This window comes from Fibrobacter sp. UWR2 (assembly GCF_002210285.1).
Classification (GTDB): Bacteria; Fibrobacterota; Fibrobacteria; order Fibrobacterales; family Fibrobacteraceae; genus Fibrobacter.
This window is the reverse complement of sequence record NZ_MWQE01000001.1, coordinates 116,525-131,737: the sequence shown is the minus strand read 5'-3', so window position 1 is coordinate 131,737 and position 15,213 is coordinate 116,525. Positions and strand designations below refer to the sequence as shown.

9 protein-coding genes are annotated in these 15,213 nt (G+C 54.4%); 7 read left to right on the top strand and 2 right to left on the bottom strand.

Translation table 11 applies throughout. The features are described from left to right. Positions 1-34: 34 nt before the first annotated feature. On the bottom strand, positions 35-1,243 hold the full coding sequence (locus B7994_RS00480; protein WP_088636529.1) for a C2 family cysteine protease: 1,209 nt from the start codon (positions 1,241-1,243) through the stop codon (positions 35-37). A gap of 452 nt (positions 1,244-1,695) precedes the next feature. On the opposite strand from B7994_RS00480, the gene B7994_RS00475 reads away from it, so the two are divergent. The 5 genes from B7994_RS00475 to B7994_RS00455 all read left to right on the top strand — a co-directional run bounded on the left by B7994_RS00475 (position 1,696) and on the right by B7994_RS00455 (position 8,085). Next, positions 1,696-3,270 (top strand): glycosyl hydrolase family 8, encoded by a 1,575-nt coding sequence (locus B7994_RS00475; protein ID WP_088636528.1) that lies wholly within the window; start codon positions 1,696-1,698, stop codon positions 3,268-3,270. A gap of 28 nt (positions 3,271-3,298) precedes the next feature. Continuing rightward, on the top strand, positions 3,299-4,300 hold the full coding sequence (locus tag B7994_RS00470; protein ID WP_088636527.1) for a bile acid:sodium symporter family protein: 1,002 nt from the start codon (positions 3,299-3,301) through the stop codon (positions 4,298-4,300). A 150-nt stretch (positions 4,301-4,450) separates the two neighbouring features. Continuing rightward, entirely contained in the window at positions 4,451-5,326 is an 876-nt protein-coding gene (gene dapF / locus B7994_RS00465; RefSeq protein ID WP_088636526.1) for a diaminopimelate epimerase, read from the top strand. Then, the gene (locus tag B7994_RS00460; RefSeq protein WP_088636525.1) at positions 5,323-6,531 is read left to right on the top strand and encodes an LL-diaminopimelate aminotransferase; all 1,209 of its coding nucleotides are present in this window, start codon (positions 5,323-5,325) and stop codon (positions 6,529-6,531) included. Before dapF ends, B7994_RS00460 begins: the two co-directional genes overlap by 4 nt. 33 nt (positions 6,532-6,564) lie before the next feature. Beyond that, positions 6,565-8,085, top strand: coding sequence for a sigma 54-interacting transcriptional regulator (locus B7994_RS00455; RefSeq protein ID WP_088637188.1), 1,521 nt, complete (start codon positions 6,565-6,567; stop codon positions 8,083-8,085). An 18-nt stretch (positions 8,086-8,103) separates the two neighbouring features. Here the strand turns inward: B7994_RS00455 and B7994_RS00450 are convergent, their stop codons facing one another. Beyond that, on the bottom strand, positions 8,104-11,508 hold the full coding sequence (locus B7994_RS00450) for an MFS transporter (protein ID WP_088636524.1): 3,405 nt from the start codon (positions 11,506-11,508) through the stop codon (positions 8,104-8,106). Positions 11,509-12,145: 637 nt separating this feature from the next. On the opposite strand from B7994_RS00450, the gene B7994_RS00445 reads away from it, so the two are divergent. Further along, positions 12,146-13,594, top strand: a complete 1,449-nt coding sequence (locus B7994_RS00445; RefSeq protein ID WP_088636523.1) for an anthranilate synthase component I family protein — start codon at positions 12,146-12,148, stop codon at positions 13,592-13,594. A gap of 1 nt (position 13,595) precedes the next feature. After that, positions 13,596-15,191 (top strand): bifunctional anthranilate synthase component II/anthranilate phosphoribosyltransferase, encoded by a 1,596-nt coding sequence (locus B7994_RS00440; RefSeq protein WP_088636522.1) that lies wholly within the window; start codon positions 13,596-13,598, stop codon positions 15,189-15,191. The last annotated feature ends 22 nt before the right edge of the window (positions 15,192-15,213 follow it).

Genomic DNA, 15,213 nt, shown 5'->3' with positions numbered 1-15,213 from the left:
TTTTATCCTTTTTTTGATTTATTGTTTGTTGATTTTACACGTAGTATAGGTTGTAGAAATATTCAAGGAACATTTCGAACTCAATGGAGAACACCCCATTGGCACCTAACGCTAGTCCATTCCAACTGCCCGTTCTACAATACTCACTCGGGGTTTTCCACGCCCACGGATTTCTCAAGACGATTCGTTTCTTCTTATTCACGGTTTCAATGCCCAGAACCGAGTAGACATGGCTAGAAACAATTCCAAGAGAATCATACCTATCAATACTAGACGTATTGACAACCATGGGGATCATCGTCTTTCCCAAGTAATTGGTATTCTTGTCAAGCCACCCCCATATAGTGTTTATCCTACTCTTAGTGTTATACAGGTAATAAGAGGAATACCCCCTACCCGTAATTTGCCTTAATGCCGTTCCGCCATTACCCCCCGCAATCTTCGAAACATTGGGATGATCATGGCTACAGCCGGTGTCCCATTTTGCAAAAGCCTTCTCCCAGACGGCAGGCCAGATTTCCCCAGTAGTAGTACTGCCCCCAAAAGCAGGTCGATTACTCGAAAGATTGCAGGGAATTTCTTCACTTACGGACACCTTTTCCGGATTTTTTAGCCACGTATAGAAGGTCATCGTATGAGAGCCGTTTACATCGGTACTCCTTATGTAGTTCCTATTGACCCATCCCGCAGAACACAGTGCTGCCAAGAAATAGCAGTCTCCTAGAGAACCCTGGTCAATTTCAAGCGGTTCCGCGCCGTTAATATAATAGGTACCTACTTTTTTCCAGCCGACATTTTCGGGTAGCCAGGAATCGTCCGACTTGAAACTGATTTCTGCGGATGCCGCGCGATTCCTTAACGGAACATAGACGCTAGCGATTTGTTCCGGAATACTTTTCTCTTCTACATCCGATGTTTTGAACACACTCTTTCCGGAGGCATCAATCATCCTTCTAATTGGGCGTAAAAAGGATTTTTTTGGGTCATAAATGTCTTTTACACTTGACGCACCAAGAATTTTCACAAGCATCTTTTCACGTTCTTCATCATTACCCCAATCAATCTTGCGGCCTTCGATTTGTTCTGCAAGGGCGCATGGGTTAATCGCAGTACTAATATCATTTTCAGTAAAGTTCGGGTGTTCCGTTTCCCTGACTGCGCCCAGCTTATATTCACGGAATGTCATATCCTTCGGTTTCAGTTTCATCAACTTTCTTTTCGAGATATACTTGTCTTTTTTCATGTTTTATTCTTGTTGTAAATGTTCAAGGGGAATTGCCTAGTTTTCGCCAAACAATTTTTAAATGTTTTTAAAGCAAATAGTTATTATTCATTTGTTAAAAACGCATGAATAATATAAGAAAAATAACATGTTACACACAAAGTTTGTTTGTAATTTTATTTTGTACGTAATTTAACGATTTTTGTACACACAAACAACTTGATTGTACAAACAGTATATGACAATGAATCACATCTTCACCCGCAGGTTCAAGACTCTCCGGCTCCAATTAGACGGCAGACGCATAGGGCAAAGAGCACAAGACCTCTCCAAGGCAGGATAAAACTCAAGTTACACTAAGGAAACTGGCTTTTTAGCGTGACTCCTTTCACAGTTACCAAAAGTTTTACAGGGAGCCGGCCCCCTTTATTATATATTTGAAGCGGAGAGCGATTGGGTAAAATGGAGACGTTATGAAGAATCTTAATCTTATTCCCCTTTGCATTGCAGCGGCATTCTCTTTCTCGCAGGCAGTGCTGGACTTGCCCAACACCCAACCGAAGGTAGACGAATCCTACTGGAAGGCGGCTCTCGACAGCACATGGCAAGGGCTTATCCGCCGCAACATCAATCCCTATTCTGAAGGCAAGGGGCTGATTCACCGTCCCAAGAGCGAAACCCCGGGTGACGCGGTAAGCGAAGCCGTCGGCTACGGCATGCTCGTAGCCCTGTTCGCCAACGATCAGGATCACTTCAACAGTATCTGGGATGCAGCGAACGACAAGATGTGGGGCGGCTGCTACTACAACTGGCAGATGGCGCCTAGCGGCATGATTAGCGGCGAGGGCGCCGCAACTGATGCCGAAGAAGACGTCGCGCTCGCCTTGATTTTTGCAGACAAACTAGTTTCTGCCGGCAAATGGCAGCCCTATACCTCGACCAAGTTCAATTACGGCTACGCAGACCATGCCAAGAAGATTTTGGGCTGCATGTGGGGAACGCAGCAAATTACGAGCAGCGGAATTCTGGCCCCCGGCGCGGGCTGGGGCGGTGACAGCTTCGTGAATCCCGGCTACTTTTCCCCGGCATGGTACAGGATTTTCGCCAAGTTCGATAGCAATGGCGACCGCTGGAATAAGGTTGTCGAAAAGACCTACGAGATCCTTTCGAAGAGCCCCGGCTATAGCATGGGCATGATTCCCGACTGGATGCGCCCCGATGGTGGCTGGGCAGGAAGCCTCGGCTACAACGCCTATTTCAACAGCCGCGCCTTCTTCAAGGACGCCATCCGCATCCTGTGGAGGCTCGCAATTGACGCCGTCTGGTTCGACGAGTCCAGGGCAAAAGCATTCCTCGAGAACTCGCTCACATTCATCAACGGAAAGGGCGGCCCCGAAGCCGCGAACTTCTACCAGATCGAAAATCCCGGCGAACTACTGCCTGCCGAAGATATCTGGACAGACTTTAACAACAGCAAGGACACGTCGACCTGGCGCTACCGCCGCGAACACAGCCACCTGACAATCGGCATGTGGGCCACCGCAGCCGTCGCCGTCGGTAAATCCGAGGACCGCATCGCCTTCAGCGAGGAACTTGCGAAGTTCTACGAAGGCGGCGACTACTTCGGCCTTGCAAAGGACACGACTGGCGCCCTCGAGGACACGCTCCACAACGAGATGTATTTCGACCAGTTCCTCGCCTGGTTCGGAGCCTCGATGATGAGCGGAACCTTCGTGAACGTGATTGACGCCATCGATAATCCGAAAGAAGCGACTGCAGGAGATTCCTCGTCGCTCACCAAGACTGTCGCCATCAAGGCCGCGGCGCAGGCTCAAAAGGCCGACAACATCGGACTGACCATTAGCGGACATTCCGTCCTGCTTACGCTGCCCGAAGACGCCGAATGGAGCATCTACGACATGAACGGGCACAAGGTTGCCGCAGCGCGCGGCGCCAAGTTCCTGTGGCAGAAGGCAGACCGTGGAGTCTACGTCGTAAGGGCTCGTTCCAAGGGAACAAGCTACATGCGTAGAGTCGCCGTTCGCTAGCCGCCTAAAATATCGCTATATTTTAGGCATGTCCAAGATTATCCGGGCCGTGAGCCACACTCTTTCCGCCTACGCTTCCCCGTTCGTCATCGCAAGCGCAATCGTCGCATTCTTCGTTCCCGTAGCCTTCGGCTGGGTCCACGGGAACGTCTCCTCGGTCATCCTCGGGGTGATCATGCTGAGCATGGGGCTCACGCTTTCCGTACAGGATTTCAAGATCCTGTTCAAGCGCCCGCTCGACATTTTGCTCGGGGCCGTCGCACAATACACCATCATGCCGCTGGTGGCCTTCACGCTCACCAAGATTTTCGGGCTCGACCCCTACCTCGCCGTGGGCATCGTGCTCGTAGGCTGCTGCCCGGGCGGCGTCTCCAGCAACATCATGAGCTTCCTCGCGAAGGGCGACGTGGCCTACTCCGTAGGCATGACCACAGTCTCCACGCTGCTCGCCCCCATCATGACCCCGCTGCTCGTGCTGTGGCTTGCCGACACGAGCATCAACGTGAACGCCCTCGGGATGTTCCTCAACATCCTCTACGTCACCATCCTCCCGGTGACCATCGGGTTTCTCCTCAACGTATTTCTCGGGCACCGCGCCGTATTCAAGGAAATCCAGGCCAACATGCCTGCGGTCGGTGTCATCGGGCTCATGCTTATCGTGGGCGGAGTGATGGTGACCGTGCACCCGCAGCTCGTACTCAACGGGGTCGGCCTCCTGTTCCTCGTGCTCGCGGTCGTGTTCTGCCACAACGCGCTCGGCTACGTGCTGGGTTACAGCGTAGGCAGGCTGTTCAAGTTCAACACCGCGAAGAAGCGCACCATCGCCATCGAGGTCGGCGTGCAGAACGCGGGCATGGCGACAGTCCTTGCTGCAGGGTTCTTCGCTAACCCCGAGAACCTGGCAGTTCACCCCGAAGCGGCACTCTGCGTTGTCCCCTGCGCTTTGAGCTGCATCTACCATTCCATCAGCGGCACGATTCTTGCTAACATATTCGCATGGTTGGACGGGCGCAAGGCAACCGCCAAGTAGTTTTACACAAAATGTAAAATAAAACACTTGTTTTTACATAAAATGTAAACGTTACATTTTATAGAAATATCGTATTCTGGCGAAAAACCGCGGTTTTTCGCATTTTTAACAAAATCTGTAAAGTTGGCATGCTTCTTGCAAATAAGGGGCATGTTTACCAAATTTTCTAAATGGACCGGACTCGGCAACGATTTCATTTTATTGGAACCGGGTCAAAAAGTGTATTACGGCGCGGAATTCGAACAGAGCGTCATCAAGTTGTGCGACCGCCGCTTCGGTATAGGCGCAGACGGCGTAGTCATCGTAACCCCGATGGACGGCGAAGGCTGCCTAGTACTTGACGATGCGGGGGTCGGCCCTGCATCCAAGTCCGTCGCGAACGGCATCGATTTCGAGATGCGCATTTTCAATGCCGACGGATCAGAGGCCGCGATGTGCGGTAACGCGACACGCTGTGTCGCGAAGTTCATCGTAAGCCGCGGGCTCGCGAAGCCGGGGCAAAAGGTATTCAACCTGCACACGAAAAGCGGGCTCGTGAAACCCGAACTCCTGGACGACGGACGCGTGTGCGTAGACATGGGCAACCCGAGAAACTTCCTCGGGAGTATAAAGCTTACGGCGGACAGCTATGACTTTACTGCAGAGACTGTCTCGATGGGAAATCCGCACGCCGTCATCTTCGTTGACGACATCGAGAAAATCCAGTTGGAAAACTGGGGGCGCGTGCTGGAATGCGACAAGCAGTTCCCGGACCGCTGCAACATTGAATTCGCACAGGTTCTCCACTCGGGTCAAGAGACGCCCACCCAAATCCGCATGCGGGTTTGGGAACGGGGTTGCGGCGTCACCATGGCCTGTGGAACCGGCAGTTGCGCAACCCTCGTTGCGGCCCAGCGCACGGGCCGCGTGGGCGTCGAAGCCGATGTCATCCTGGACGGCGGAACGCTCCATATCAAGCACGAAAATGACGGCCCGGTCCTCATGACCGGCCCTGCACAGGAAGTATTTAGAGGAACGATCGAATGAACGAATCCATTATAAATCCGAACTACGACTTGCTGCCCGGCAGCTACCTGTTCTCCACCATCGCAAAGAAGATTTCCGAATACCAGGCAAAGAAACCCGACGCCGACATCGTACGTCTGGGTATCGGTGACGTGACCACGCCGCTTATCCCCGAGGTCATCAAGGCCATGCACAAGGCCGTCGACGAGATGGCCGAGAAGGGAACGTTCCGCGGGTACGGGCCCGAACAGGGCTACGATTTTGTGCGCGAGGCGATTGTCGCCGGCGAGTACACTTCCCGCGGCATCGAGATGGACCCGGACGACATCTTCGTGAGCGACGGATCCAAGTGCGACGTCGCGAACATCCAGGAACTTTTTACAGAAAATGTAAAAATTGCCATCCCGGACCCCGTCTACCCGGTCTATCTGGACTCCAACGTGATGGCCGGGCGTGCAGGCGTGTTGCAGGATGACGGACATTTTTCTAAGGTCACCTACCTTGCGTCGACTGCCGAGAACAACTTCCAGCCCGACCTGCCCAAGAACCCGGTGCAGATGATCTACCTCTGCAGCCCGAACAACCCGACGGGTACGGTGCTCAGCCGCGAGACGCTCCAGAAGTTCGTGAACTACGCGAACGAGAACGGTGCGATTATCCTGTTCGACGGCGCCTACAACTGCTACATCCAGGACGAGAGCCTCCCGCATTCCATCTACGAGATTCCGGGAGCCCGCACCTGCGCCATCGAATTCCGCAGTTTCAGCAAGACCGCCGGCTTTACTGGCGTTCGCTGCGCCTATACGGTCATCCCGCATGAACTATCCAAACTCCGCTCCATGTGGAACCGTCGCCAGTGCACCAAGTTCAACGGCGTGAGCTACGTGACCCAACGTGCCGCCGAGGCTATATACTCCCCGGTCGGCTGGCAGCAGACAAAGGCCGTTATCGCGGGCTACATGAAGACTGCCGGCGTCATCCGCAAGGAACTGACCGCGGCGGGCTACACGGTGTTCGGCGGCGAGCATGCCCCGTATATCTGGTGGAAGATTCCCGATGGCGAAAAGTCCTTCGACTTCTTCGACCGCCTGCTTGCCACCTGCGAGGTCGTGGGCACCCCCGGCAGCGGCTTTGGCCCCTGCGGCGAAGGGTATTTCCGCCTGACCGCCTTCGGTGACTACGAACGCACCTGCGAAGCCCTCAAGAGAATTAAGGAAAAACTCTAACCCCTATTCCCGATTTTCTATCTTATGTCACATATGTCAACACCCATAGGCCCGGAAATCTCGGTCATCCAGAAGATTAGCGTCGCGATTATTCACGAACGCAACGTGGAGAAGTTGCTCGAGAATGTTCTCGGTATCCTAGAATCCGAACTCGGCATGTTGCGCGGCACGTTCGCGCTCCTCTTTGGGGACACACTCAAGATCGAGGCGTCGCGTGGGCTCGACGAATCCGAAAAGCAGAAAGGCTTCTACCGTATGGGCGAAGGCATTACAGGACATGTCGCCGAACGCGGCATAAGCCATGTCATTCCCGATTTGCGCAAGGACTCCAGGTTCCTGAACCGCACCGGTAGCCGCCACTACGATAGCCAGGTGGCCTTCATTTGCGTGCCGCTCATCCATGACGAACAAATTATCGGGACCCTCTCCATTGACCGCCCCGTAGACGGTACGACGGACCTGGACCGTGACGTGGCCCTGCTCGAAATCATCGCCAACATCACGGGCGATGCAGCAAACGAGTGCATCGAACTGCGCAACGAACAGCAGGCCATGATTGACGAGAACCGCAAACTGCGCGACATGCTCTCGAACAATCCCACCGAAATCGTGGGCAACTGCCGCGAAATGCAGATTGTCTACGAGCAGGTCCGTCAAGTCGCCCCAAGCGACGCGACCGTGCTTATCCGCGGTGGGAGCGGTACGGGTAAGGAGATGATTGCCCGGGCTATCGTGAATCTATCGTCCCGAAAGGACAAGCCCTTCATTACGCTCAACTGCGCCGCACTCCCGGAGAATCTCGTAGAAAGCGAACTTTTCGGCCATGAAAAGGGAGCCTTTACGGGGGCCATGGCCCGCCGTATCGGGCGAGCAGAAGCGGCAAATGGGGGAACGCTCTTCCTCGATGAAATCGGTGACCTGACAATACAGACCCAAGTCAAGCTGTTACGCTTTTTGCAGGAACGCACATTCAGTCGCGTGGGTAGCAACGAGGAAATCCATGCGGATGTCCGCTTCTTGGCAGCAACTAGCCGAAACCTCGAGGAACTCATGGCCCAGGGCAAGTTCCGCGAAGACCTCTACTACCGCCTGAATATATTCCCCATCGTAGTACCCGACCTTGCAAAACGCAAGAGCGACATCATCTTGCTTGCGGAACACTTTATCGACAAGTTCAATCTCAAGTACGGGAAAAAGATTGCCCGTCTTTCGACAACCGCCATCAACCTGCTCATGAGCTACTACTGGCCGGGTAACGTACGCGAACTCGAAAACTGCATCGAGCGCGCCGTGCTTACCGCGAAGGACGAATGTATCCACAGCTTCAACTTGCCGCCTTCACTGCAGACAAGCGTCACATCGGGCAACGGGAATTCTATCGTATTGACGGGAGCGCCTCTCGACGTGATGTTGCAGAACTACGAGAAGGAAATCCTGACGGAAGCCATCAAGCAGAACGACGGGAACCTCTCCGCTGCTGGCAGGAGCCTCGGCGTTTCACCCCGCATGATGAACTACCGCATGAACAAGCTGGGAATCGCTTCCCACAAGTAAAGTATATTCCGCGAAAAACTAACGGCCTTGGAGCTTGCTGTCGACAAGTTCCTGGGCCATTTTCTTCATGCCGGGGAAATCCCACTTTCCGGAACCGAGTTTCGGGATTTCATTCACGCTGAATACGGAGCCCGGCAGCATGAGGGGCGGGATTCCCGACTTGCGCAGGTTACGGGAAATTTCTTCGGTATCCATGTCTCCCTTGACCAATAGCACGATTCGTTCGCCCTTCGATGAATCCGGAACCGCCGTCACGGCAAATTCCTGATTGTCCAGTACCTTCGATTCTGCAATACGGAGTTCCACCGCGGTAAGCGAAATCATTTCGCCACCGAGTTTGGCAAAGCGGCTGTAACGGCCGAGAATCTGCACGAAACCATCCGGCGTAATCAGGCACTTGTCACCCGTCTTGTACCAGCGGCGGCCATCGATTTCAAGGACGACATTGTCCGTCTTTTCCTTGTCCTTCAGGTAGCCCTTCATCACCTGCGGGCCGGTCACGACCAGCATGCCTTCGGCACCCTGCGGTAAGAACTCGTTTGTTTCGGGGTCGACAATCGCAGTCACGGTACCCGGAGGCGGGAGCCCAATGCTGGAGGGGTCGCAGCACTTTTCCATAGTGAGGAAGTCGTCGAGCAAGACGTTCGGGGCATTGATGGTTGCCAGCGGAGTAAGTTCCGTACAGCCGTAGCCTTCGTAGATGTCCTTGCCAAACTTGAGCTTGAACGCCTCGCGCATTTCGGGGCGGAGCTTTTCGGCGCCGGCGATAATGAAGCGCAGCGAATCCAGACACATCGGGTGCACCCAGCGGTTGATGGCAATAGCGCGCAAGAAGGTCGGCGTACCCATCATGATAGTAGTCTTGTACTGTGCGCACACGCGTGCAAGCGTCTTGATATCCGTCGGGTCGGGGCAAAGCACCATCGGCACGCCATCGAGAAGCGGCATAACAAACGTCAGCGTAAACCCGAAGGAATGGAACAGCGGGAGTAGCGCGGTCATCACGTCGGTACGGCTAAGCTTTACGACATAATCGCACTGCTGCGCATTCGCAATGACATTCTTGTGCGTGAGTTCAATGCCCTTCGGAGTACCTTCGGAACCCGAACTGAACAGGATAACGGCATCGTCGCCAAGTTTTGCGGCAGTGAACCACAGCCTGCGAAGGAGCGCACCCGGGCATGCCATGATAATCGCAGTAGAGAGCACCTTGCCAATCGAAGAAATCTTGGTCTCTTCTTCATCCAGGTAGAGCATCTTGCATTTTTCTGCGATCTGCATGAAGGCGGAATTCTTGCCGCACAGCTTATCGAAAAAGGCATGCGTCGTCACGACGGTATTCACGTCCGCCTTTGCAATGCACCCGAGGATTGTATCGACAGGGGCGGAATAGTTCAGGTTCACGCTCGTCTTGCCCGTCCCGAGAATGGAGATAATCCCGAGGGCGGCATCCCTGCTCGTAGGCATCATGAAGCCGACATTTTTCTCGTTCTTGGTAACAGACCGGATTACACGCCCGAAATAACGGCAGAGGCGGATCATGCCATAACCGTTCACGTGGTTACCCGCAGGGTCAATGAGAATCGGGCGGAAGCGGCGCTTGCGCATCGCCTTGAACCAGAGCGGGACAATCGTTTCGGAATGGTCTATGGCGACATTCCATATGTCCGCACCCAGGAAATGCAATTCACGGAGGATAGTCTCTTCGGGAGTGTTCGCCGGCAGGACCTTGCCATAACCGACACTAATCACGCGGTTGAATGCCTGCGGACGGTTCACACATTCCGAAGCCTGGCTATAGCGGCTCCCCCACAGCCCCTGAATATAGAACGGGACAATCGGAGCGTTCGTGCCTTCGGTAGCCTTCGAGTAGTCCAGCGAGAACGCAGGCATAAACGTTTTTTTCGAGACTTCGCCTTCGGGGAAAATGACGACCGCCTCGCCCTTCAGAAGGGCGTCGTGAATGCGTTGCATTGCAGGGGCCGGGTCGCGGCGGTTGATATTGATAAAGAACTTTCCGTGCGAGAACCAACGCTGATACCAGTCCGCAAAAGTGTTCCTGTTGCTCGCAATGCGAAGCGGTCTGGGCGACGACATCTGGAGTACAGCCCAGTCAATAAAACTGAAATGCGGCCCCACCAAAAGAACCGGGCCCGTTTCAGGAATGTTCTTCACGCCCACGACCTTCACGCGGTAGCGGAACACGAACGCAAACGCAAAGCGGAGCGCGGCACGTAACAGCGGCATCGGGGTATGCCTCAGGTTCATCACAAAGCACAGTGTGAGAATCACCGCGAGAATCATGAAGCAATAGTCGAGCGTCACAGGCGTAAAGATAAGCAGCAAGGTCTGCCCACCCATGATGAGCACGAGGAACGCCATCTGGATGGTGTTCGCCACCGCATGGATGCGGCCAGCGGTATCGGGACGCGTGAAGTTCTGAATAACCGTGCGCAAGATGACGAACGAGGAACCAGCGCAAAAACCGATAATGCCGTAGAGTACCGCCTGCAGCCAGGCGTTATGCACGAACGGGAGAGCAAACATCGTGATGGCCGAAGCTGCAGCAGAGAACGGGATAAGCCCGGTCTCGACAAAGCCCTTCGACGCCCAGCTGGCAGAAAGCGCACCCAGCACATAACCCATCGTGACGATAAACATCGAAACAGGTATGACGGCCGTGTTGAGCATGTCCGTCATGTTCTGGATAAGGATGAGGAATATCTGCGTGACCCCCCAAATGGCGGAAAGTCCAAGGATGGCAAGGCGCACAATCGGATGCCGCCACGTGGCAGCGAAATTGCGCCGGGGAGAACGGAACTTCAAGGTATCGTGCGTAGCGCCGACGCGGATAAAGAACCCCGCGATTGTCGTGACAACGCTCAGGCCTAGGTAAATCCAGAGCGTGAGTTCGATGCTCACCGGAGAATCGGGCCTGCCCGAAAGTCCCATCGCAAAGAACGCGGCGCTAGCGGTTCCGAGTACGGAAAGAGCCATGTACCACGAATTGATCTTTACGAGGTCCTCGCCCTCGACCATTTCCTTCATGATACCGAGTTTCGCTGGAGTCAGAATCGCAAGAAAAACACCATAGAGGCCAAGCAGGCCATAGGCCACCCATTCGGCTCCGGCCACATAGCAGACGACAATGGCGATGACGGAGGCAAGCATGCCTACCGAGGACCAGGCCATCACGCGACCCTTGTGGTAGCGCCCAGCAAAGAAACTCGCCGCAGGCATCATGAAGATGGCAGGAGAGAAGATGGCGACCTGGAGCAGCATGCTGCGCCACCAAAAAGCCGAACCTTCGAACGAGAAAGAGAGCCAGCGCTGAAAATGGACAAAAAGGCCCATCTGGACAAAGATGCTACAAAACACGAACAGCAGGAACAAAATCGCGCTGGGGTACTTGCTCAGTTTCATAAAACCTCAAAAGATGCCTAATAATAGCATTATGATATTTTTTATGCAGGGTCGCAAATCGGGCAAATAACTTACAATTTTATTACACATAAACCTTTTGTAAGACGCGTTGTAATAGGCTGTATATGAAGAGTAGGACACAAGGCAAATAAAAAACAGAATTTAATAACAATCCTCTTGCTCATAATTGTATATATTTTGTACGTAACGCATAAACTAAAAATACACGTTCCCGGATGGGAATTTACTGGTTAGACTTACACCTCTCTTTGTTGAGACCATACTAGAGCGGCTCCCTTCACCAGGAGTCGCTCTTCCTTTTTTTTGCGAAAAAACGCCATTTTTTCAGAGAAAAACACTTTTTTAGGGACAACCCCTTGCCAAAAATCCGCCCGATTGGTAATTTTGGACCATGATGAACTTTGTGACAACAGCATGCTTCAACCGTCGTTGGTGGCGCGGACTCTAACATAGAGCCCGGTATTTGTCGCAAATCACCCAAGATTTTAAGCAAAGGCTTCCGGACTCACGGAGGCCTTTCTCTTTTACCCAAATCGCTGAAATCCTCCGGGACAAAAAAGCCTTTGCGGAACCCGAAACCGAGAAACGCAAAAGAATTTATAAACCAGAGGATCACATGACGAACAAGATCAAGCACATCACAGAACAACCGGGTTACGAGCCGCGTACCGACAGCATCTACGTGGCGCTGCCCGGTGAACGTTACACCCCGTTTTCGCTCGGCAGGAAGCTCGGCGCGAAGGCAATCTTCGAATCGGCTAGCTTCTCGCATGGCCGTAGCCGCTACTCCACTCTGATGGTGGACGAAGGCTTCCGTCTGCGCCAGAACGAGAAGGACGTGAGCATCATCATCGACGGCAAGGAAAGCACGTTCCTCAAGGAAGGCGAAGGTGATATTCTCGACGCCCTCACGCTGATCTCTGCCGAAAATACAGTGCCGCCCAACCAGATTCCTATTCCTTCTTCGGGCGTGGGCTACCTCGGTTACGAATTCTGTGCCCGTTGCGATACGATTCGCCTCGCCCCGCAGGTCGATGAACTCAACATTCCCGAAGCGGAATTCCTGGTGGGCCACATCTACATCGTGTTTGACCACTTTACCGAAAAGCTTCACTTGTTCGCCCTGAACTATGAAGAACACCAGATTGATTTGAAGGCCGCCATCGAAAAGGTGAAAGCCCGCCTCGCCGACCTCGACTTCAGCTACCTCGCCCCGGAACAGCAGTACGGCAAGGGCATTACGATGACCGACCTGGAACAGTCCCGCAAGGAATACGTGGAAAAGGTCGAAGCTTTGCAGAAGCATATCATCGCCGGCAACATCGTGCAGGCCGTGCCTTCCCGCCGCATTCAGTTTGCAAGCGACATCGCGGCGCTCGACATTTACCGCCGCCTCCGTACGGTGAACCCGTCTCCGTACATGTTCTTCCTCGATTACGGTACGCACCAGTTTATCGGTGCCTCGCCGGAGAGCCTCGTGCGCGTGCGTGAAGGCATTGCGACGATTCACCCGATTGCAGGTACCCGCCGCCGCGGCAAGGATGATGCCGAAGATGAAGCCCTGATGAAGAACTTGAAGAGTGACCCGAAGGAACGCGCCGAACACCTGATGCTCGTGGACTTGGCCCGTAACGACCTGGGCCGCGTCTGCGAAGCCGGTACGGTGGAAACGACCAAGTACATGGAATGCGAAAAGTTCAGCCACGTGATTCACCTGGTCTCTGACGTGCAGGGCCGTGTGGCAAAGAACAAGAAGGCCATCGAAGTGCTGCGCTCCAGCTTCCCGGCAGGTACGGTGAGCGGCGCTCCGAAAATCAGCGCGATCGAAATCCTTTCTGGCCTCGAAAAGGTCAAGCGCCGCTTCTACGCCGGTGCGGTTGGCTACATGGAATCCGACGGTGACTTGGATTTCTGCATCGCCATCCGTTGCTGCCTCAAGCAGGGCAAGACCATCAGCCTGCAGGCCGGTGGTGGCATTGTCGCGGCCTCGAACGCCGACCGCGAATTCGAAGAAACGAATGAAAAATTGGGTGCCATCCGCGCCGTGCTCGAAGGAGAAAACTAAGATGATCGTCATTATCGATAACTACGACTCTTTTACTTACAACGTTTACCAAGCGTTGGCCAAGATTACTACTGAAGAAATCCGCGTGCTCCGTAGCCGCGAATGCACCATCGCCGATATCGAAAAGCTGAACCCGAGCCGCCTTATCGTGAGTCCGGGCCCGGGCCGCCCCGAAGACGCCGGCATATCCGTGGAAGCCATCAAGCACTTTGCGGGCAAGCTCCCGATTCTCGGCGTTTGCCTCGGTCACCAGGCCATCGGTTACGCCTTTGGCGCAAAGATTGTGCAGGCCAAGTTCATCAAGCACGGCATCGCCGAAGAAATCGACCTGGACGGCAAGGGACTGTTCCGCACCATCGGCAAGAAGAACATCTTCACGCGTTACCACAGCCTCGTCATCGATGAATCGACACTTCCTGCCGACTTCGAAGTGACCGCCCGAGCCACCGACGGCGACATCATGGGCATCCGCCACAAGACGCTCCCGATTGAAGGCGTGCAGTTCCACCCGGAATCTATTGCCAGCGGCCGCGCCGACGAATTCTTCAAGGCGTTCCTCAACTACCGTCGCGAACCGCTCGACGTGCGTGGAATCTTGAACACGCTTACCGAGGGCAAGGACTTGAGCCGCGAAACCGCCGAAATGTTCATGGAAGACTTGACCGACGGCATCATGGACGAACGCCAGATGGCCGCAATCCTTACCGCACTTTCCAGCAAGGGCCCTGTCGCCGACGAAATCGCCGGCTGCGCGAAGGTACTCAGCAGCAAGAAGCGCAAGTTCCCCTACAGCGGTGACGAACTCACCGACATCGTGGGTACCGGTGGCGACGGCAAGGGCAGCTTCAACGTGAGCTCGCTCTCCGGCCTGATTGCCGCCAGCTGTGGCGCAAAGATTGCAAAGCACGGCAACCGTGCGGTTTCTAGCAAGTCCGGTGCCGCCGACTTCTACACGGCCGCAGGCTTCAAGCTCGACATGACTCCGGACAAGGCCGCGAGCGTCATCAACAAGACGAATTTCGTGTTCCTGATGGCGCCTGTTTACCACAGTGCCATGCGCTTTGCCGGCCCGGTTCGCGGCGTTCTCGGCGTAAAGACCATCATGAACTTGCTCGGCCCCCTCACGAACCCGGCCGAAGCCAAGTACCTGATGCTCGGTGTCTATAGCACGACCGTGCTGGAACCGTTCACCAAGGCGGCAAAGGCCCTCGGCGCGAAGCGCGTGATGGTCGCCATCAGTGACGACGGCTACGACGAAATTTCGCCCTGCGTGCCGACGACCATCGCCGAAATCCTGGAAGATGGCGAGTACAAGACTTACCGCATCGATCCCAAGGACTTCGGCATCCCTTCCGTGGATCCTGAAGACCTCGCCGGCGGTACGGGTGTCGACAATTTCAACCTCGCTCTCGACGTGCTGAACGGCAAGGGCCGCCCGGGCATCAAGTACGCTTGCGCCCTGAACGCCGGTGCCGCCCTCTACATCAGCAAGAAGGCGGAGAGCATCAAGGAAGGCTTCGACAAGGCCATGAAGGCGATGGAAGACGGCTCCGTTCTGAAGAAGATCGAGGAAGTCAAGGTCGAAACGAATAGCTAAAAGAACAATAATGGATGTCATG

Bases quoted from the DNA above. Each gene is read 5' to 3' on its own strand.
- B7994_RS00480 (WP_088636529.1), bottom strand. From the start codon at position 1,243: ATGAAAAAAGACAAGTATATCTCGAAAAGAAAGTTGATGAAACTGAAA.
- B7994_RS00475 (WP_088636528.1), top strand. From the start codon at position 1,696: ATGAAGAATCTTAATCTTATTCCCCTTTGCATTGCAGCGGCATTCTCT.
- B7994_RS00470 (WP_088636527.1), top strand. From the start codon at position 3,299: ATGTCCAAGATTATCCGGGCCGTGAGCCACACTCTTTCCGCCTACGCT.
- dapF (WP_088636526.1), top strand. From the start codon at position 4,451: ATGTTTACCAAATTTTCTAAATGGACCGGACTCGGCAACGATTTCATT.
- B7994_RS00460 (WP_088636525.1), top strand. From the start codon at position 5,323: ATGAACGAATCCATTATAAATCCGAACTACGACTTGCTGCCCGGCAGC.
- B7994_RS00455 (WP_088637188.1), top strand. From the start codon at position 6,565: ATGTCAACACCCATAGGCCCGGAAATCTCGGTCATCCAGAAGATTAGC.
- B7994_RS00450 (WP_088636524.1), bottom strand. From the start codon at position 11,508: ATGAAACTGAGCAAGTACCCCAGCGCGATTTTGTTCCTGCTGTTCGTG.
- B7994_RS00445 (WP_088636523.1), top strand. From the start codon at position 12,146: ATGACGAACAAGATCAAGCACATCACAGAACAACCGGGTTACGAGCCG.
- B7994_RS00440 (WP_088636522.1), top strand. From the start codon at position 13,596: ATGATCGTCATTATCGATAACTACGACTCTTTTACTTACAACGTTTAC.